Annotated in this window: 16 protein-coding genes; all 16 read right to left on the bottom strand. The window is 42.5% G+C overall.

What is annotated here, in order from left to right; translation table 11 throughout:
- Positions 1 to 371: 371 nt before the first annotated feature.
- Entirely contained in the window at positions 372 to 1,502 is a 1,131-nt protein-coding gene (locus ACFPFU_RS07760; protein WP_377063170.1) for a hypothetical protein, read from the bottom strand.
- On the bottom strand, positions 1,474 to 2,676 hold the full coding sequence (locus tag ACFPFU_RS07755; protein ID WP_377063168.1) for a glycosyltransferase family 4 protein: 1,203 nt from the start codon (positions 2,674 to 2,676) through the stop codon (positions 1,474 to 1,476). Before ACFPFU_RS07755 ends, ACFPFU_RS07760 begins: the two co-directional genes overlap by 29 nt.
- A complete protein-coding gene (locus tag ACFPFU_RS07750) occupies positions 2,664 to 3,806 on the bottom strand; it encodes a glycosyltransferase family 4 protein (RefSeq protein WP_377063166.1) in 1,143 nt (380 codons plus the stop codon). The genes ACFPFU_RS07755 and ACFPFU_RS07750 overlap by 13 nt, the downstream gene beginning before the upstream one ends.
- Entirely contained in the window at positions 3,806 to 4,888 is a 1,083-nt protein-coding gene (locus ACFPFU_RS07745; RefSeq protein WP_377063164.1) for a glycosyltransferase, read from the bottom strand. The genes ACFPFU_RS07750 and ACFPFU_RS07745 overlap by 1 nt, the downstream gene beginning before the upstream one ends.
- Before the next feature lie 32 nt (positions 4,889 to 4,920).
- On the bottom strand, positions 4,921 to 5,562 hold the full coding sequence (locus tag ACFPFU_RS07740; RefSeq protein WP_377063162.1) for a sulfotransferase family 2 domain-containing protein: 642 nt from the start codon (positions 5,560 to 5,562) through the stop codon (positions 4,921 to 4,923).
- Between the two features lie 75 nt (positions 5,563 to 5,637).
- Positions 5,638 to 7,122, bottom strand: coding sequence for an asparagine synthase-related protein (locus ACFPFU_RS07735; RefSeq protein WP_377063160.1), 1,485 nt, complete (start codon positions 7,120 to 7,122; stop codon positions 5,638 to 5,640).
- A gap of 436 nt (positions 7,123 to 7,558) precedes the next feature.
- Positions 7,559 to 8,329, bottom strand: a complete 771-nt coding sequence (locus ACFPFU_RS07730; RefSeq protein WP_377063158.1) for an ATP-binding protein — start codon at positions 8,327 to 8,329, stop codon at positions 7,559 to 7,561.
- Between the two features lie 64 nt (positions 8,330 to 8,393).
- Complete coding sequence (locus ACFPFU_RS07725) at positions 8,394 to 9,458, bottom strand: sugar-transfer associated ATP-grasp domain-containing protein (protein ID WP_377063156.1); 1,065 nt, start codon at positions 9,456 to 9,458, stop codon at positions 8,394 to 8,396.
- A 35-nt stretch (positions 9,459 to 9,493) separates the two neighbouring features.
- Entirely contained in the window at positions 9,494 to 10,549 is a 1,056-nt protein-coding gene (locus ACFPFU_RS07720; RefSeq protein WP_377063154.1) for a sugar-transfer associated ATP-grasp domain-containing protein, read from the bottom strand.
- Between the two features lie 67 nt (positions 10,550 to 10,616).
- Entirely contained in the window at positions 10,617 to 11,678 is a 1,062-nt protein-coding gene (locus ACFPFU_RS07715) for a sugar-transfer associated ATP-grasp domain-containing protein (protein ID WP_377063152.1), read from the bottom strand.
- Positions 11,675 to 12,814, bottom strand: a complete 1,140-nt coding sequence (locus tag ACFPFU_RS07710; protein ID WP_377063150.1) for a hypothetical protein — start codon at positions 12,812 to 12,814, stop codon at positions 11,675 to 11,677. The genes ACFPFU_RS07715 and ACFPFU_RS07710 overlap by 4 nt, the downstream gene beginning before the upstream one ends.
- 7 nt (positions 12,815 to 12,821) lie before the next feature.
- Positions 12,822 to 14,060, bottom strand: coding sequence for a hypothetical protein (locus tag ACFPFU_RS07705; protein WP_377063148.1), 1,239 nt, complete (start codon positions 14,058 to 14,060; stop codon positions 12,822 to 12,824).
- A gap of 3 nt (positions 14,061 to 14,063) precedes the next feature.
- Positions 14,064 to 15,134, bottom strand: coding sequence for a glycosyltransferase (locus ACFPFU_RS07700; RefSeq protein WP_377063222.1), 1,071 nt, complete (start codon positions 15,132 to 15,134; stop codon positions 14,064 to 14,066).
- A gap of 56 nt (positions 15,135 to 15,190) precedes the next feature.
- Positions 15,191 to 16,372, bottom strand: a complete 1,182-nt coding sequence (locus ACFPFU_RS07695) for a glycosyltransferase family 4 protein (protein WP_377063146.1) — start codon at positions 16,370 to 16,372, stop codon at positions 15,191 to 15,193.
- Positions 16,373 to 16,384: 12 nt separating this feature from the next.
- On the bottom strand, positions 16,385 to 17,515 hold the full coding sequence (locus tag ACFPFU_RS07690; protein ID WP_377063144.1) for a polysaccharide pyruvyl transferase family protein: 1,131 nt from the start codon (positions 17,513 to 17,515) through the stop codon (positions 16,385 to 16,387).
- A gap of 16 nt (positions 17,516 to 17,531) precedes the next feature.
- A complete protein-coding gene (locus ACFPFU_RS07685; RefSeq protein WP_377063142.1) occupies positions 17,532 to 18,344 on the bottom strand; it encodes a nitroreductase family protein in 813 nt (270 codons plus the stop codon).
- Positions 18,345 to 18,394 lie beyond the last annotated feature (50 nt).

Below are 18,394 nucleotides of genomic sequence, written 5' to 3'. Positions count from 1 at the left end.
TGATAAACGCGGGTGCAGCGGATCTGCACTGATTTTTTTATGTCCTATCCGCGGTAATCCCCTAAATCCGTGGCACTTGTGGTCTATCCATTGGAACGCGGATAATCGCGGGTGCGGCGGATCTGCACTGATTTTTTTATGTCCTATCCGCGGTAATCCGCTAAATCTGTGGCACTTGTGGGCTATCCATTGGAACGCGGATAATCGCGGGTGCGGCGGATCTGCACTGATTTTTTTATGTCCTATCCGCGGTAATCCGCTAAATCTGTGGCACTTGTGGTCTATCCATTGGAACGCGGATAATCGCGGGTGCGGCGGATTTGCACTGATTTTTTTAAATATTCTATCCGCGGAAATCCGCTCAATCCGCGTCACCTGCGTGCCATCATCTTCACCAATTCCGACACCGACACGAACTCCACCTCCGGCCATTTTTTAACAACTGCGTCCAGCAAACTTTTAAGATCCCCCAGGCCTTTTGCTCTGTTTTTCGGATCAATATGTCCACAGAAATTTACCCGGTGGGAAGATATAAGGGCGGGCCTATTCCATCTAAACGCCGCCCCAATCTGCTGTATCGCCTTTGCCACATGGTCGAAACCGCCATGGGTGGGTTCAAAAACCACATTGCGTACCAGATGAACCAGACCATTTTCCGGTTTGTATCCCGCATAGGCCAGTCGTTTTTTGTACCTCCCCATCCCCATATGCCTGCGCTGAAAAAAGGGCTTATCCAATGCCTGAATCCCATATACCGTTAAGTCCTTCTCCATAGACTCCGGAAACTGCTGGGCTGGAGGCGTAAAAGCCACAGCCCTGTAGCCATATACTCTTTCAAAGGCATCTACACCCCTTCGCAAAATTTCCGGGAACCTCTCCGTATCCCTTTCAGCATCCCAAAAAGAAAACGCTGCCGTCCAATTGATCGACGGATAGTTTGTTTTACCCAGTCCGATTAAAGAGCGGTTTTCCAAAGAAGCCATCAATACGGGATCTTTGCACGCCAATTTTTCCTCGAAAACTTTTAAATTAAAATGTTCCCTACCATGAAATTGAGGCTGCATCAACCCTTTCCGTATTCCCTCCTTCCACAATGCCCACGTACCGCTATAAGCTCCCGGTTGCTGCGCTTCCAATTTCTCATACGTCTGGGGAAGCAGTTCATAATGGTAATCGCAATAATCACTTTCCCCCATTTTCTCGAAATCGATATTACAGGGAAGTGCATAAGGTGTAAAAACCGCGTGATGATCACGCCCATCCCGGGCACTCGCCAGCACCTCGTACAATCCTTCCAAGTCTTCCCTTGTCTCTAACGTATCATATTGATCAAAGCGGTTGCCTTTAACCTGATGAGCCTTATTCACTGTCTCGTATGCCGCTCTTGAGTTCAGCCGCACATTGCCATAATCGTCCACCGCAAATGCCACCAGTTTACGGTCTGTCCGCCAACCGGGAATGTTTTTAAGATTGTCAAAAATTTTTTGCTTGATATTCAACACTTTCCTCAGTATGGATTATGGGATGTTCATTCAAATATTTTTCAACAAATTTATGCGCATTGTTTCTTCTGAAATCCAAAGAGGCCCTCTCTGCCGCAAGGGCCATCTCTTTTTGAAGCGCTTTGCTTTCGCTCAGGTTTAAAATAAATTCCGCCGCTTCATCCAACTGCTGCTCACTGTAACAACGGGCATGGTTGTACTTATCTGCATAGACCTTTAACTGGCTATCTTCTGAGGCAATATATAAGGAAGGAATACCATAACTCATTAAATTATACGATTTACTGGGGACACTGCCCCTGCTGGTCTTCTCATCCAAAATCACCACTCCTAAATCCGCAGCGCTTAAAGAGAAGGGAAACATTTCATCAGTCTGAAAAGGCAAAAATTGACAATTCGGAAGGCTTTTTTCGGAAACCAACTTTTCCAATACAGGCTTTCTTGGTCCTCTGCCTATGATTTGAAAAAGGATATGATCGTACTCCCGCATCTTTTCCGCCAGATCCACCAAAACTTCCACCTTATGGGTCAATCCTATATTTCCGGAATATTGAACAACAAAATACGTATCCAGGGAATGAATCTGAACAAATGGATTTTCTTCTTTTATAACCTTTTCATTCTCTTGAAAAATCGACCAGATGGGCTGGACAATTATTTTAGCGCGGTCGACATATTGTTGCAGCAAATCTGCCATCCGATCGCTAATGGTAAAAACGCGATAAGCCTTTCGAAACGACCGACGGTTTAGCCGGGACCAAAGTTTGTATACCGCATGGTTTTCCCGCATTCCGGTGATTTTAAAGACATCCGGATACACGTCCCATATCACCATGCTGAACCGGTTGGGCAGTACCAGATTGAGCAAATAAGCCATAGGCGGAAGGGAAACAAAAAATACTTCGTGTTTTCTGTATCTCGTCAGCAACAAAACCCACATAGAGAGCATGGCTCTTAGAAAAGAAAACATTTTTTTCCAAGAGGGCCGCTCAACCCATTTATTGATTTTAGTAACTGTTATGGCCGGATTCAATTGTTCTCCCTGAACATGAATACTCCCTGTGATCAGCGAAACGCTGCCAAACCTCTCGTAGAATGAATTACAAAACCCTATGGTTAAGTAATTTGTAGCCTGATTGATAACGACGATTTTCCTGTCTTTTATTTTATCCACTTATTTGAATTTTGAATAAGTTGAGCGCCCAGCGCCAGGTATTTTTCCGCCCTTTCCCTGGCAGAGTTGAATTTTTTCATTTCCAGCTTACCTGCTTCAACCAACTTCTTGTATATTTTAGGCTGTTCATAAAGCCGTCTGATTTTGGTCACCGCATCCTTGGCTTCCAGTGGCGAATAATACAAAGCCGCATCCCCACAAACCGTATGGGCAAAACCCAAATCCGTGGTAACAATGGGCAAACCCATTTTCATGGCTTCCGCATAGGTTGCCGAAAAGCATTCCAACAAAGTGGGCAAAAAGACGGCATCACAGGCCTTATACAAATCCGGTCCTTTTTGGGGAGGCTGGGGACCTATATTGAGCACCTGTTGACGGTTTGCTTTTTTGATGGTCCTATGAAAGTCCTCTTCGGGCAAAGTCATCACAAATTGGATGGCATCTATTCCAGCAGCTTGCAGCCCTTCAATGACGGGGTTGAGGATTTCAAGGTGTTTGTGCCGGTAATACCCTGACAAAATTAAAAACCGGAATTCCCCGGCTGCTTTTTTGGGGAGAACTTCCCTTTCTTCCGGTTCCAGGTCATACTGGGAACCATATGTATTGGAAATGGTATAAACCTCCTCCGAACGGATCCACTTTCGCAGGCGTTGGTTCACATCATCCGTCTGCACCACGTAAGCATCTGCATCTTTTCGGGTAAAATGCCTTATCACGCTACCCTTTAGCCACCATTTTAGTTTTTGCATGGGGGGCAATAATCCAAAAAAAGGCGAATCCTTGTACAAATAATGGGGCAGATTGAAACCCATCAAGTGGGGCACGTTTGGGCGCCAATAAGCCGGACCCGAAGTGGTAAATACAAAGTCCGGCTGCACCTTTTGTTCCAATGTCTTAAAAAAAACAGCCTGGTCCTTTAAAGAAAAGACCCTTTGTGCAGGCCTGTAACCTATGGAGTAAAAGGTGAAGTTGCCCGGAAACATTTCCTCGTTTACTACTTCAGCAATATTTTCCCCAAGGACAACGTGATATTCATTTTCAGGGAACCGTACGCACTCATGAATAAAAGACAAGGCCACCTGTACGCCACCACCCTTAAAAGTTGTCGCTGTATTGATCAGTAATCGCATCAAGAGGTAATGAAAGTCAAGAAATCTGCTGCAATCCGGTCTGCCGTTAGAGGGTGTAATTTCAAACCTGTCCGTTTGGAAAATTTTTCCCTTAAACCATTGTCGCGCATCAACGTTTGGAGTTTGGCTTTAAAATCATGCTGGTCATGTGTCTTGACCAAAAACCCGTTTTCACCATCCTCAATCAGATCCGAAGGGCCAGCCACACAATCATAAGCGACCACAGGCAATCCCGCCGACAGCGCTTCGGCAATGGCATTGGGAAAGCCCTCGGAACTGGAGGCAAACGCGAAAACTGAAGCCCTGTTTAAATAGGCTTCCACATTTTTCACTTCTCCTGCTAAATGAACCTTGCTTTCTGCTCCCAGCGTTTTCACCAATTGGTTCAGTTCAGACAGTAAATCCTTGTTTTTGGCGTTTCCTCCGAGGATAATAAGTTGCCATCCTGGTTCATCTATTTCCACAAACATCCGGATCAACGCGTCAAAGTGCTTGGTGGCGATCAACCGGCCCACCGATACGACGATTTTCTCCCTTTGCTGAAAGGCTGACTTTTTGATATTTCTGACCGGATTTCCTATTACTTTGATATTCCTGTTCCATTTTTGATCCCTGGCAATCCGCGCAGCTTGTTGGGTCTGGGCGATATATCCTTTTGCGCCAGGGTACAACCTGTCGCGTAAAAAATTATGGAACCTGCCCAAATGCTTGTTGGGCTGGCTCCGGTCAGAGATAAACACCGGATAAGGTAAACCCGCTAACGACAACAGGACCAGGTTGTTCCACATTTCCCCAAAGCTCAACACCGTATCCGGCTTTATGTCCCGGACCTTCTTCCTGAGAAAATACATGGTTTTAAGGGTCGCACGCGAACGGCCATACGCTTCAAATTTAAAAGCAGGGCGGTGAATCCTTATGGAATCCGGAAGGGCAAACGCCACCTCTCTCTTCTTGCCAATAAGGATCAAATCCACCTTCAAATCCTCCTCACGGCCAAAGTGCCTCAACAAAACCGCCATCACCCGCTCCATACCTCCTATTCCCAAGGAATGGATGATACAGGTGATTTTAAATGACTGCATGTGCTTCCATTAATCCCGGAATGCCAACCTGATCACTTTTGATTGGGTATGAGATGATAAAATCTGTAATCTTTGGCTATTTTAATATTGATCAACCATCGGAACATACGGTTATTAAAATAAGAGGCTTCTTCCTTATGGTTCGATCTATTGGTATGAGGTAATTTGTCAATTTCAATATCCAGATTCCGGAAAAACTCCGAAAAGTCTACTTTGAGGTTTTCAAATAACCCGATTTTGTCTACGATTGTTTCATTTTTTTCGTTGACAAAGTATTCAATATTGGATTTATAAGGATATAAGACACTCCAAAGATAGAACGGGCAATATCTGGCAAAGAGAATTTTGATTTTCTGGGTCAAAGGCCGTTGCTTTTCCCTTCCTTTCCAAGCCCATCCCTTCGCCCCTTGGCGGTAAAAATTATAACTGGAAACTATCCTGCCATAGGGATGCCGGATAAAGCCGATGGTCTTGAATTTCGGATAATGTTCCCCTAACACCTCTTTAATTTCCAGGGCGGTCATATGTTCTTTGAACCTGTACTTTTTCCCATCTATAGTTATGGCGTTTTTGCATGCCGTTTTATCATTAGCCAATAAAAATTTCTGTACAGAAGTGGTCCCGGTTTTTGGGACGGCTATATAAATGTATCTGTTTTCCAAAGATATAATCACGATCAATCTTTCTTTTAAAACCTGTGGTTTGTTTTCAAAGCCGGCTATACATAGATATAAAATCCCCTTATTTGCTTATAAGACTTTTTGCAATTGCCTTAGTTTTTGTTTCAGATGATATTCCCCGGTCAAATAGGCTGGGTCAATTATTCTGGAGATAAGGTTGTCATGGGTATTTGGCCCGGCCAGGACATCATATGTATTGGAAAAAATAATAAACGAGACCGCAACGGCCAGTGCCTCCAAGTAATCAAAATTAAACCCTTGATATTTTCTGGTTAATTTAAAAAGCTCTTGAATTTGCTTCTGGTTGATCGCTGTTGTATGGAGGTTTTGGACAGTTTCATGAATATACCCGGTCAGATCATTTTGCAGGAAATGGCCGTAATCATGGTGTCTTTTAGTAAAACCGTCTGGAGTTCCTTTTTTTTCGGGATATTTTAACCCGGTCCTTGCCCAGGGAATATCAGCCAAATGCTTTAAAGGACCTCTCAGGATTTCTTCGTACAATCCATCGCCTCTGCAGGAAGCATCCATGGACCAAATATATCCAAATACCTTGGGCGAAGTAAAAGCCTGATATAAAGGTACTTTTCCATGGATAACCTCCATACATGGATTGAGCATCCTTCTCATATAATGCAGCTGGTAATCCAGCTCATTTTTTTGGTAAAGATGTTTTCGGGGGAATAGTCTACGATAACGGGAAACTTCATCCCGCAGGGATTTTTTTATTTTGGTCTGTCCAGATTTACTGATTAAGTGAGCAAAATTCCGCACACTAAAGTCTATGGGCCTAAGGCTGGTCAAATGCATACCTGAAAATTCCGCTCTTCCAACGCTATCCCCGTAACTTCCCGCTAAAATTATATCCACATCTTCTACCGCATCAACCGCAATATCGGGCATGGCATGCAGGTGCAACCCGGAAAATTCACATCCACGTTTTCCCGCCAGCACAATATTTCTCCATAATTTTTCGGGGCCAACTACATAATGTTTCCAATCCCAACCTGATCTCTTTGCTATCGCTCTTGCATAATTAACATCTCTGCTATCTTCGTTGCCCCAAGTATAGGCCACTACTTTAAGCGCAGGTATTTTTTTGTCCTTTATCAATTGGTCCAAAACGCCAGCTACTACCCGGCTATCCATTCCCCCGCTAAGCAGTATTCCCACGGATTTCGCCGGCCCTACAGCGTCTTTGACTTCCTCACACAACAACTCAAATAGTGTTGCCGCAATTTCCTCCTGACTGCGAATAACCTCTTTATGTTCAGGCAAATGATGAAATTCCCATTGGTTTAACTCACTGTTAGGTTTTCCCATCCAGGGCGAACGGTAAATTCCATTGACGATAGTCTTGTCTCCCAGGATAAACTTTCTGCTTAACACACATTGTAAAGCACTTATATCGATTTCAAGTTTTTCCGGATATTGGGCTATTATCTCCTCAAAGGATTCACGAAAAACAAATTTACCTGAATGGTCCTTATAATAATAAGGGCTAAATGCCCCAAGGCTCTCGGAGTGGGCAAAAAGTTTGCTTGTTTGGATCATACACATGATTGTCAGATTTTAGAAACCCGAATAAGAATATCAATTAAAATCGGAGATGGCTACCTGTACCTCCTGCTTTTTTGAAACACATAAGTCGAGTTCTTGGAAAAAACATCATAACCGATTGTTAATAAACTGTCCTTTATTTTTGAGGTAATATCCCAAAATAGGCTCTGCAATATTTTTTGGACTTCCCTGTGTCGGCCAATTTGCAGAGGGGCCGGGGGAAAATTCTATTTCACTGATGATATAATTGGACTCGGATGGCGGCAATGTTATATCCTCAGCTATTACATCAATCCCTCCATACTTTAAGTCCGGTATAGCAGAAATCGCCCGGTTAAAAATCCCATCGTACGCTTGATGGTATTGATCTGTCATATCAATAAAGTCACCCCCGAAGGCTATGTAGGATTCCTTTCTTAAAATGACCAGCTCATTTTCTGCAGGGACGGAATTTTAAGGTAAGTCCGCTTTCGCCCAAAGCATCTAATTTATCCATGGTTAAGGGTATATCTTTGCCTGTTAAATAGGTCATTTTATTCCTTTCGCTATTTTTTCTTTTTATCAGTTCTTGTATGGTCGCCTTCCCGTCACCGGTCACATTCGCCGGCATTTTATGATGCACAGAAAAAACTTTACCGTCGACCATAATCACCCTATAATCAAATCCTTTAAAAAAATTTTCGACCAGGACTTCCCCCTCTGTACCCGGGGAATAGGCCGCGGCTTTAAAAAATGCTTTTTTAAAATCTTTTTGATTCTTTATACCTAGCGTCACCCCGTCTCCTTTTACCCCGTTGGGCGGCTTCACGACAACGGAATAATCCAATTTTTCAGCAAAATCCAAAGCTTCCTCTCTCTGATAATAAAAAAACAATTGGCTTTCTGTCACGTTGAGTCCGTTGTTTTTCAACATTTCTCTGGCCAGTGATTTGTCGAAACAAAATCTTTTCATTGCCCAGGAAGAAGTGGGCCCCATCATTTGTTCAAATGCAATCCAGCTTCCTTTCCCATCCAGATCAACCAAAAGGGTCCGGTAATCCATCCGTTTTGTTTTAAGCCCTTTTTTGATGGCCGCTTCCTCCATCAGTTGGGATTTCACAGTGGGTTTTCGTGGATTATTTTCTTTCCGTTTTTTTATTTTTGGCCCTGAACTTTCCAATAAATACCTTTTATAAAGCAGTTTGATTTTTTCGCACATCATGCATTGGTTAGTTATAAAAAGAGTTTTAGCTGTCTCATAAAGTAAGGAAATTCGTCCCTCATGTTTAATGATTGTTTTCCAGTAAATCAGGATCCCAAATAGGACCGATCAATGCTTCATTTATCCAAACATCCGGTTTGAGGGCATTCCATTCAATCAATTTCGGCTCGGCATCTTTATCAATATACACGTCCCAGGCGATGAAACGGACATAAGGATAATCATTATGCGATTCGCGGCAGATGGTCAGCGCCTTTTCAAAATTGGGAATCCGGATATCTCGATACTTAAACCCCGTGTCCGGATGGCTATCTCCAATAGGCAATCCTAAATTGTCATAGGCTTGATTGAAGGGCGTGCCCTCTTTATCAATGAAAACCGATAAACCGCCGGTTTTCACATTATCTACCTTGGATCCATTTGCCCCTAGACGCAACTTGATATACATTACTTTGGGACCCATATTTTGATCCAGAAAAGTAGTGATTCTTAACGTATTGATGGCACGGGAATAAACGGCACTAATGGCAGCGTGCTGCTGCACAGACGGCTGAAAGACAAGATTCTTTTTGAGTTTCAGATAATCCTTCAAATCAATGTCTTTCCAGTCCAGAAAACGGGTGGAAAAGGCACTTGCGCCTGTATCTGTTTTGATGACCACTTCGTGATTGTATTCCTTCAGAATCATTTCAGCCTGATCTATAGGTATCACACAAAAATTCGGATCATAAAACAATTGATTGATGAGCAGAAACAAAGGTTTAATGGCATAATTACCAAAAAGCCGGAATTCAAAGGTTTTCATCGTGCTCGAATGGGATTTTTCACCTGGATTAAGGAAGGGAATCAAGGTACATTGGTAATAATCGTCCGGTACCCATCCCGCTTTAAACTCACCCCGCAACTCTGTATAGGTGGCCAACCAAAGCCAATAATCCGTACTGCCAAATTTATCCCTTGCATAGGCTTTAATGGTGCGCTCCAAACCGCTGTCTATTACACTGCCTCCTTTCTTATTTACGATTTTCTTCCTTATATCCACAGCCATTTTTCTGGATGCGACAAGTTTCCGCCAAGTATCAAAGCGTTCCCCTCCTTTTATGATTAACTTTCTTATATCAACGCTCATAAATTTGATGATCTTTTTAAATTTCCTTTTTTATTTTAGGGGATGACTTTCCAAAATGGGCCTTTGGTGGCTTCATAGATCCAAAAAAGAGGATGGTCTGCATTCCATTCAATGATAACGGGTTCCTGGAATTTGTTGATGGCGATATCCCATCCGATGAAATGAACGAAGGGGAATTTTCTATGCGCAGAAATACAAACTTCTTCAAGCTTGTCAAAATAGGGCAACTTGTTGGAGGTATAATATACCTGATCCGTGTTCGATACAATGCCCCAGTTGGAATACCTTACTTTCTCCAAATAACCCGATTTGTCCACGGGAATAAAATCTCCCCCAGAACTTAGGTTGTCAACCCTTGAACCCGCTTTACCCACTTTTAGAAAAATCTTCAGCAAACTAACTTCCCCCTCTTTATTTAGGAAAGAATATACCCTAAACGTATTTAAAGAATCTTTATTAAGGCTCTGTAATGTTTTATCCTGTTCTATGACAGGTTGTATGATATAATCAAATCCTTTGTTGAGAACAGATTCATCTATTTCTTTAGGGTTTAAAAAATACACGCCCTTCCCCCCACTTCCCATTACTTTTTTTTGTACCACTTCATATTCCGCCGACTTCAATTTTTCCAAAGCCTGAGCACAGGTCAGCGGGACCAAATCGGAATCGTAAAACGCGTTCCCCACCTTGATCAATATCGGCTGGAGCGTGTGATCCGGAAACAACTTATGATCAAAGGCTTTAAGCCCCGAAAGTTTGCCTAGATTATTATAATTCATTTTTGGCAACAAATTAAACTTGTAATAATCATTCGGTATCCATCCGGGAATAAATTCACCTCTGATTTCTGTGTACAAGGCAATCCAGGGCCAATAGTTTTTTGACCCGAATTTGGTTTTACAGTAGGCTTTGATTTTTCTTTTTAGCCGCTTATCAACTGCCTTCCTTCCATTGAGTTTTCGAACTTTATAAATATTGAGAAGGGCACTCAGCCTCGATTTTTTATAGCTAAGAAGTAGATGTGTTTTTTCGTATTGATTGTCTATACCGCTGCATATTTTTCTTACAATGCTCAAATACTTCTTTTTCACGTTCCCAATAATTTTTATGTCAGGTAGCCTGATCCGATTGTACAGGTATTTTTATTATGCGTTATTATCAAACTAAGCAACCTGCCCTATTTTTTACTTCATCCGTGTAATTCCCAAAAAAAGGAATTCCCGCGTATTGTGCGAAACGGATGCTCTGTGCCTGGGTATTGACCTCAATCACCCTCCACTTGCCATCCGCATCATAACACATGTCCAATCCGATTACCCGGGTATAAAATATCTTCCTGGCCACTTTAAGGGCTACCCCTTTCAGTTCATCATAATTCGGCAATGTCATATCAAAAGATTTTCCGGAATTGGGATGTACTTCCAGCCTGTCTCCGTATTTGTCCAGCGCATGACCATGAAGTTTGCCGTCTTTCCTGATAAATGATACCAGCCCACCATCCGACACGTTATCCAGTCCGCCATCTCTTCCCATGCGCAGGGCACCGTGCAAAAAGACAAACGCCCCGCTTTCCAAACTCCTGTACAGGTGGGCCCGCACCGTATTCAGGCTTTGCGGATGGAAGACCGCCAAAACACCATGTTGTCGAATTCTCTCTTGCAATACCCACCCTGGATCTCCAGACAGCAAAGTTTCCAGTCCTTCCGTCTGTTGGGTCACAAACTGCACGCCCTTTCCGCCATAGGAGCCAAAATTGGGTTTTACTACAAATTGATGGGGGCTTGTCTTAATCCACTCCACCACATCTTCTATCCCGACAACTTCCCATTGGTCATTATAGTAATGCCCGTCAATCTTATGGAAATAAGTGGCCGGAAATATTCCGCTTCCGTGCCAATGATGGTAAAAGCTTTTGTGCGAAAAAAAATCACTTACTGCGGGTTGATTCAGTCGGGGTTCAATGTATCCCTGGTACAATTCCTCGGGAACGATCCTTTTATCCTTTACACCGGAAAGCTGATGACAGATCCGAAAGGTTTCAGTTGAAAATTTCATTTTCAACTGCTTCCAATAACCCACATGATCTGCCAAAATTTGCTTTCCAGTATTTTGAAGCAAATGAGGATGTAACCGAAATACCTGAGCGTGACGTTTTTTCCAAGCCTTCACTACACTGCTGTACCGGTGTTTCTCAATGATCTTCTTGACCGCCGTTTTCATTTGTCAGGTTTTTCTATCATGGTGGCAAGGCCTGCGGAATGGTGAAACTCCACATCCGTCCATTTTTTCAATATTTTACGGATCAATTCGGCCAGCAACTTCAAATTCCTGTCACGGTTGGCCTCATCCAGGTAACCGATGTAATTCAGGCGATGGCTGGTAATGATGGCCGGCTTTTTCCATAGGAAAGCTGTGGAGATTTCCCGCAGGCAATTCCCCACCGGATCCTTGATGCCCAGCTTGAAAAGAGAAGGTTCAAAAACCGCGTTCCGGATCAAAAAGCGCTGTCCGTAGGCATTTACTTTTCCCATATAAATTTTATGCAGTTTGTTTTTTCTTTTTCCCGTTTCCGGCAACGGCTCCTTCATTTGCCAAATGCCCTGGTAAAAGCCGATCCCGGCCTGGGCCGCTTTGGGGTGATAATCCGGCGACCAGGTATAATTGGGAGGGATCACCGTTTTGGAGGCAAAGCCAAAGGTTTCCGCAAACTGCCGGTAACCTTCCAAAAAGAAGGCCAGTTTTTCCCACTTGTCCAGCTCGGAATCATATCGCAGGGACTCCACATAAGCATTGCCCCGGGGAGGCATGCCATGGGGAATGGCACCCGGCAATTGGTATTCAAAAGCAAAATGCGTGTCCTTGTCCCTTGCCTGCAAGGCCTTCATGAATTTGCTCACATTCAGGTGCTCTCTTCCATGGTATTGGGGAAAAAACAAACCTTTCCGCATCCCCTCCTGCCATAAGGCAAAACTGTTGCCATGCCGGGGATATTTCTTCAGGGTTTCGGTAAAATGCTCATAGTAATACTGTTCAAATCCTGAGGCTTTGATTTTCTCAAAGTCCGGGTTGCCCATGATCACGTTGGCGGTGATCACAGGATGCTTGCCCTTGTGGTCTCTGAATTGACTTAAGGTATCGAACAAAAGGGACAAATCCGCTTCACTGGCCAGGGAATCGAATTTCTCATAGGCGATACGGTCGACCGGGTAACCTTTTTTCAAAAAGGCCCGGTAGGCCGCTTTGTCAGGCATGCGTATGCTTCCCCAATCATCGCTTTCAAAGACCACAATTTTCCTCCCGGTTTTCCAACCCCGTAGGTTGATCAAGTGCCTTCTTATTTTTCCCTTTACAGACATACACCTGTTATTTAACGAATTCAATCAGCGCAATATCAGATTTGAGGACGCTCGCAATAAGAGGATTGCTCAAAATCAGATCTATCCCCATATAATCTGCCCCGCTCCTTAAGGAAACAAGCCCGTAAAAAAGCAAAAAGGGTGTTAATATCAATAAAACCCGGTTCATTTTAAGTGATTTCCCAACAGATATATAAACCAAAAATAAAAGACCCATCGCAAAAAGATTAGTCACGGTCATATACCTTGCCCCTGAAGGTACCATAGATGCTATATTTGCAAAGGAGTACAATAACAATGTAAAGGAAAATAACCGCCCAAAAAACAGGTATGGTCCGAAAACAGGCTTTCTTTTCACATATAGGAAAGCAATCAATACAAAGATAGACCATTTTAGTGCCTTGCCATAAAACTTCGCATGCCAACTTCTTGTCTCCGATTTACTCGCTCTCTTTTCAGCATATTCTTCCGAAACGTAAGCATCCACTCTGTGTTCCAAAAATGAAGGAGTATAAGATTTTAATCGCTCGTTGAGTGCACCGAAGTCAACCTCACTTATGGAAAATGTGGCTAAAAAAATGAAAAACAAAATTTGGTAAGGGATTCTATAAAAAAAATGAAATACCAATAAAACGACAGGTATAATAAAAGCATAATGTGTTAATAAGCTTAATAATATAAATAACCAACCCTTCTGTCGTTTATAATAGAATATCTGTATAGTCCCTAAAAAAAATATATGGGCTGCGGTCCAGAAACGAAAAGCATTGATTTGCCAAAATGCAACTATTAACGCAAATATAATCAGCAGTACCCAGGCATAAAAATCCAGTTTTCTTTTTAGGCTCTGTTGAATTAGAAACCATAAGTTTCTCGAATAAAAATATCCAAAAATCAACCCAAAAACGAGAAAAAGGAATGTCTCATTAGCTGTAAATATTGAGACTAGGTAGGTCACCATCGGCTGCATCACATCAACATAACGGGTCTCATCATTGTATAATGCATTAACAATCCCTTCAAATGAAAGATCCTCCTTGGCCATTTTATGCAATGCCTCTTTATATCTATTGGCATCGAGTCCTTCCCTGATTATGGGCATGGTCATTCCGTGAAAAGCGACCATCATCCAAATCACATTCTTTACCCAATATGCCTTTGGATAACGAAAAGCATACAAAACGGCGATTATTGGAGAAATCAGGAAAATAATCCACACACTTAAAGAAGCCGAAATTCTATACATCGTCTAATGAAGGGTCAGATTTAAAAACTGCTTCGTCACGTTTTCGATCTTGTATTGACTGATATCCTCCCGCAAACCTCGCCGATCAAAATTCCAATTCAAATATTCATTTAATTTAATTTTGTCGGCTTCTGTGTTCCGATAACTGAGGATAGGGATATTAAGATATTGATAGTCTATTAACTTTAACGATTTTTGAACATCCAATTCATAAGGAAAATGTAGAAGGAAATCCATTTCAGAAAGTACATGCAGCAATTTTCCCCTTTCTAAATAACTCCTAATGATACATTTTTCCTGAAGCTTTGGCGAGCAATGGCGTTGCCAAAAATCAAATTCTCTGGTATAAATATAGAATTCAAATGCAGCATTTACATTTTCTAGTTCCTGCAAAAATGGGATCGCATAATGTTTATAACTGCCAATATTTCCAGAATATGCAAATGCTACGCATTCTCTGGATTTTTTTTTATCGACATTTTTAACTATCTCAGGAAATGAGAACCCTTGTGGGATCACTCTTATTTTCTCTCTGAACTCAGGATAATAAGCCTCCTTAGCTCCTGGAAAAGGCACAGAAATAAAATCTGCTTTTCGACAAAACCATTTCTCTACCCATTTAAAGTAAAATGGTCGTCTGAAAGTATCATTTTTATGCCCCATGTACGGATCTCCACAGTCGGCTACCCAGGTTTTGGCTATCGGATGATATTTATTCCTGCTTGCCGCCACCCCCCAGTGGATGGGGTAAGGTACCGCAACAGACACCAGCATATCATATTCCGATTCTTTTTTTAACGCCCTTGTCACCAATCCGAACAACTGAATATCGGGAAATTCGAACAGTAATTTTGAAAATCGTCTGATAAACCTTCTTGTCAATAGACCAATTCCTTTCCCTTTTAAAGTCACTCCACTCCATCTGACATGGCCAAGATCTTTTATTTGAAGGTTATATTCTTTTTCAAATTCAAAATGTTCCTCTACCTTAGGGACAAGTACGGTAACCTGGTGCCCTTGTCTGGCAAATTCCTTGGCGAGTTCTGTCGTGCGCAGCGCCCGGGGAGAATTCATCGGATAAAACGACCGGGATACGATTAAAATTTTTTTTTTCTCCATAAGCCGGGAAATCAAATGGATGCGGATTTTATGTTTTGAATGATCCTATAATATTTTTCAATGATAAAATCATTTTTAAACCGAAGCATTTTCTCTTTGGATTTTTTTGTTTTAAGGGCGAAGATTTCCGGGGTCAAATCAGTCAATACACTCACTAATTGATTTTTATCAATATTGATAAAATTCCCTTCTTCATCTGTCAGATAGCCATGCGCCCCGGTATCTTTCACGCCTATCACATACAACCCCTGTGCGGCGGCTTCAAAATATACCCTCCCAAAAGTCTCAGGATAAGACAACATCACAAAAACATCGGTTTCTTTATAGATCTGCCTGATATAACTGGCATCCCTGAACCCATGGAACAACACAGCATCCTGAACTCCCAGGTCCGCCGCCAATTGTTTTAATCCCCGTTCATAATCCCCGTCTCCAATGATGTGATAAATGACATCATAACCCTTGGCCCTGAGGACCGGAAGAGCTTGTATGACGGTCTGGATGTTTTTCATGGCCAACAACCTGGAAACAGTCACCAACCGGAGTTTCCCCTGTTCCATTTTCTTGGGAAGCGACTCAAACCATTCATCATCCAACCCATGAGGCAGTAGGTTTAATTTATGGGAATAATGGGATGACAAGGCATCATAGAGCCTATAGCTGGGCGTGGTAATATAGGAGGCACTGGCCATTACCGTTTTACCTGTTGGCGTGATATACCTGTCGGTATACCCCCCCCTCACTGTCAGTATGTAAGGGATATCAAACTTCTTGGACAGCCTGTAAACTATATATCCATCCGGAAACAGGGCATGACCATGTAACAGATCTGGCACATTTCCCTCCATACTTTTTTCTATTTGCCTGCCGTATAAAAGATAATCGAGTTTAGCCAACTTATGGCTTTGTATGGACAATTTGTTTTGAAAAGGCATATTGAACCTGGGGAAGTTTACCTTTATGCCATATTTTACGTCCCTATAGGTATTGGAGGAAAATATTCTTTGCCTTTTCTTGAGTTCGGGAGTAAGCTTTCCCATCCAGCTGGGGATATGTGGAACGGGTTTATAAAATTCACTTTCCACACCATATCGGCTTTTTAAATCCGCATAGATCTTGATGGAGATATCATTTTCCTGGGGTAAACCGGAAACAGGGATGAAGCTGGCGAAATTTAAAACGCTAAGAGGCATCAATACAGGGGGTCATTTTGCATGAATCAATTCAAACACCTTATCCCACATTAAGGTGGCCCTTTCCTTTTGTGTCAATATAATGTCCTTTTGTTGATGGTAATATTCAGCCTTTGATACTCCTAACCTAGCCTCAATGAGTTTCTCCAAGTCACCCATCTTGTAATTATTGATGTCGAAGAGCGATTCCTCCTGCTTATAATCCTTTAAAAGCATTCGGTACTTATGGCTCCAGGAGGTGGAAACCACAGGGATGCCCTGACACAATGCGCTGACCAGGCCATGAAAGCGGGAAACAATCACCAACTCGCAAGATTTTATCCGCCGCTTTATATCCAAAGGATTCTCTTCCATAATAATGGGAAGATTGATTTGCAAATCTTGATTTAATTTTACCGCAATAGCACGGTCTTGCACACCCTCGTGGATTAGAAAATAGGGACGTTTTTTCTTTTTCTTAATTAAATATGCAATCGAATTTTTTAAGAATCCCAAATAATTCTCATACCCTTCCCCATTCATTTTATAGTTCGGGATGATGGCGATATTTCCTTCGGGATACTCCTCTTTCCCTTCCACTTCTAGGAGATTAGTGAAATCCGGTCCCAGTAGAAACTTGGATTTATCCTCAAAATGGTTGGTTAAGTGGTCCAGAGATTGCTCGTCCCGGGCGAATATCAGGTCCACCTTATTTACCACTTTTTGGAAGGCGCTTCTGACGTAGGCATCATTAAAGGGTCCCAAGGCTTGGGGCAGGAGGATGGTTTTCACGTCTGGCCTGACTTTTCCGTTGATCACATTATCCATCCTTTGGAGTGGCTTCATGTGTCCCCAAAAATCCCCATACGCAAAGCCTGAAGCATCCAGTACCAAGTCAATCTCATGATCTTTGATTGATCCCTGATTTCCACGCCTTTTTTTTGTAAGCAACTGCAATATGCTTTTCCAAGAATTTTTTTTTGATTTTAAACCAGCTTTTAACTGCATTCCATGCTGACTGGCGGCAATAGCATTCATACCAAAACCTGGGGCCGCACAAAAATCCGCCTTCATCCCCCGTTTGGCAAACTCGTGCAGAATGGCCAGCAACAACAAATGGGCTCCCTTATTCTTTGTTCCCACACCTTTGATTTCTATCATCATCTTTTTTGAAGTTTTACTATTTATATTTCCTTATTACTTCCAAAGGCCGCTTTTCCGAATAAGCCACCATTCCGTCAGGATCCGGATACCCTATTCCTATACACATTATAGGTCTTTGGTAGGGCTTTAATTTTAAAAACTCAGCCATTTTTTGCTCCCTGTCCTCTATATCCGGCCAATTGATAGGACAACTCGCCAACCCAAGGGTTTCCAATGCCAGCATCAGTGACATATTGGCCAGGGAAGCATCAATATAAATCAAATGCCGGTCCCGCTCATCGAAATAGGCATCCAGGTTGCCCACAGCTACCACAAAGGCTTGGATGGAGTGCGCATAACCTGTTGTCCCCATGGGAAGCGCCACAGCCGTTTTTAGCAGTTCTTTATCATCGATGATATGGTATTCAAACGGTTGCCTATTACATGCACTAGGAGCTTGGATGGCTGCCAATATTGCCTTGTCTATTAGTTCCCTGTCCACAGACCTATCTAAAAACCACCGCACTGAACGTCTTTGCTTAGTCAGTTTATAAAATTCCTCATAGGAAATGTCAGAGAATGAAGCCTTATTCCGAAAATATGGGATCGAAACTTCCTCTTCCCTCCCGTTATCAGCAATCGAAAAATCCGGATTCACCTTTAAAAACCTTTCTTTCTGCACATTTATAATAGGATGGGGCTTACAAACGTGAAAGTATTCAGCAAGCACGTCCGTGAACCACTTTATCTGCAAGTTCTCTTTGGTATCCCTCTTTTTAATCACCCCGATATAGGAATCCACCGTTTCGGCAATAAAGGCAGTGGCAAAGACCTCCTTTCGCGGACGCATTAGAAGCCCCTTCTCCAACCGGTGGATATTCCGCACTAACAGGAAGTAAT

This window comes from Negadavirga shengliensis (assembly GCF_042652345.1).
GTDB lineage: Bacteria > Bacteroidota > Bacteroidia > Cytophagales > Cyclobacteriaceae > Negadavirga > Negadavirga shengliensis.
Note: the sequence above shows the minus strand (reverse complement) of the source record. Positions and strands in the feature narration are given on the sequence as shown.

Excerpts from the sequence above, each read along its gene's own strand:
- ACFPFU_RS07715 (WP_377063152.1), bottom strand. The coding sequence starts at position 11,678 with ATGAAAACGGCGGTCAAGAAGATCATTGAGAAACACCGGTACAGCAGT.
- ACFPFU_RS07690 (WP_377063144.1), bottom strand. The coding sequence starts at position 17,515 with ATGATGATAGAAATCAAAGGTGTGGGAACAAAGAATAAGGGAGCCCAT.
- ACFPFU_RS07685 (WP_377063142.1), bottom strand. The coding sequence starts at position 18,344 with ATGCGTCCGCGAAAGGAGGTCTTTGCCACTGCCTTTATTGCCGAAACG.
- ACFPFU_RS07700 (WP_377063222.1), bottom strand. The coding sequence starts at position 15,134 with ATGAATTCTCCCCGGGCGCTGCGCACGACAGAACTCGCCAAGGAATTT.
- ACFPFU_RS07730 (WP_377063158.1), bottom strand. The coding sequence starts at position 8,329 with ATGATGTGCGAAAAAATCAAACTGCTTTATAAAAGGTATTTATTGGAA.
- ACFPFU_RS07705 (WP_377063148.1), bottom strand. The coding sequence starts at position 14,060 with ATGTATAGAATTTCGGCTTCTTTAAGTGTGTGGATTATTTTCCTGATT.
- ACFPFU_RS07725 (WP_377063156.1), bottom strand. The coding sequence starts at position 9,458 with ATGAGCGTTGATATAAGAAAGTTAATCATAAAAGGAGGGGAACGCTTT.
- ACFPFU_RS07745 (WP_377063164.1), bottom strand. The coding sequence starts at position 4,888 with ATGCAGTCATTTAAAATCACCTGTATCATCCATTCCTTGGGAATAGGA.
- ACFPFU_RS07695 (WP_377063146.1), bottom strand. The coding sequence starts at position 16,372 with ATGCCTCTTAGCGTTTTAAATTTCGCCAGCTTCATCCCTGTTTCCGGT.
- ACFPFU_RS07710 (WP_377063150.1), bottom strand. The coding sequence starts at position 12,814 with ATGTCTGTAAAGGGAAAAATAAGAAGGCACTTGATCAACCTACGGGGT.
- ACFPFU_RS07735 (WP_377063160.1), bottom strand. The coding sequence starts at position 7,122 with ATGATCCAAACAAGCAAACTTTTTGCCCACTCCGAGAGCCTTGGGGCA.
- ACFPFU_RS07750 (WP_377063166.1), bottom strand. The coding sequence starts at position 3,806 with ATGCGATTACTGATCAATACAGCGACAACTTTTAAGGGTGGTGGCGTA.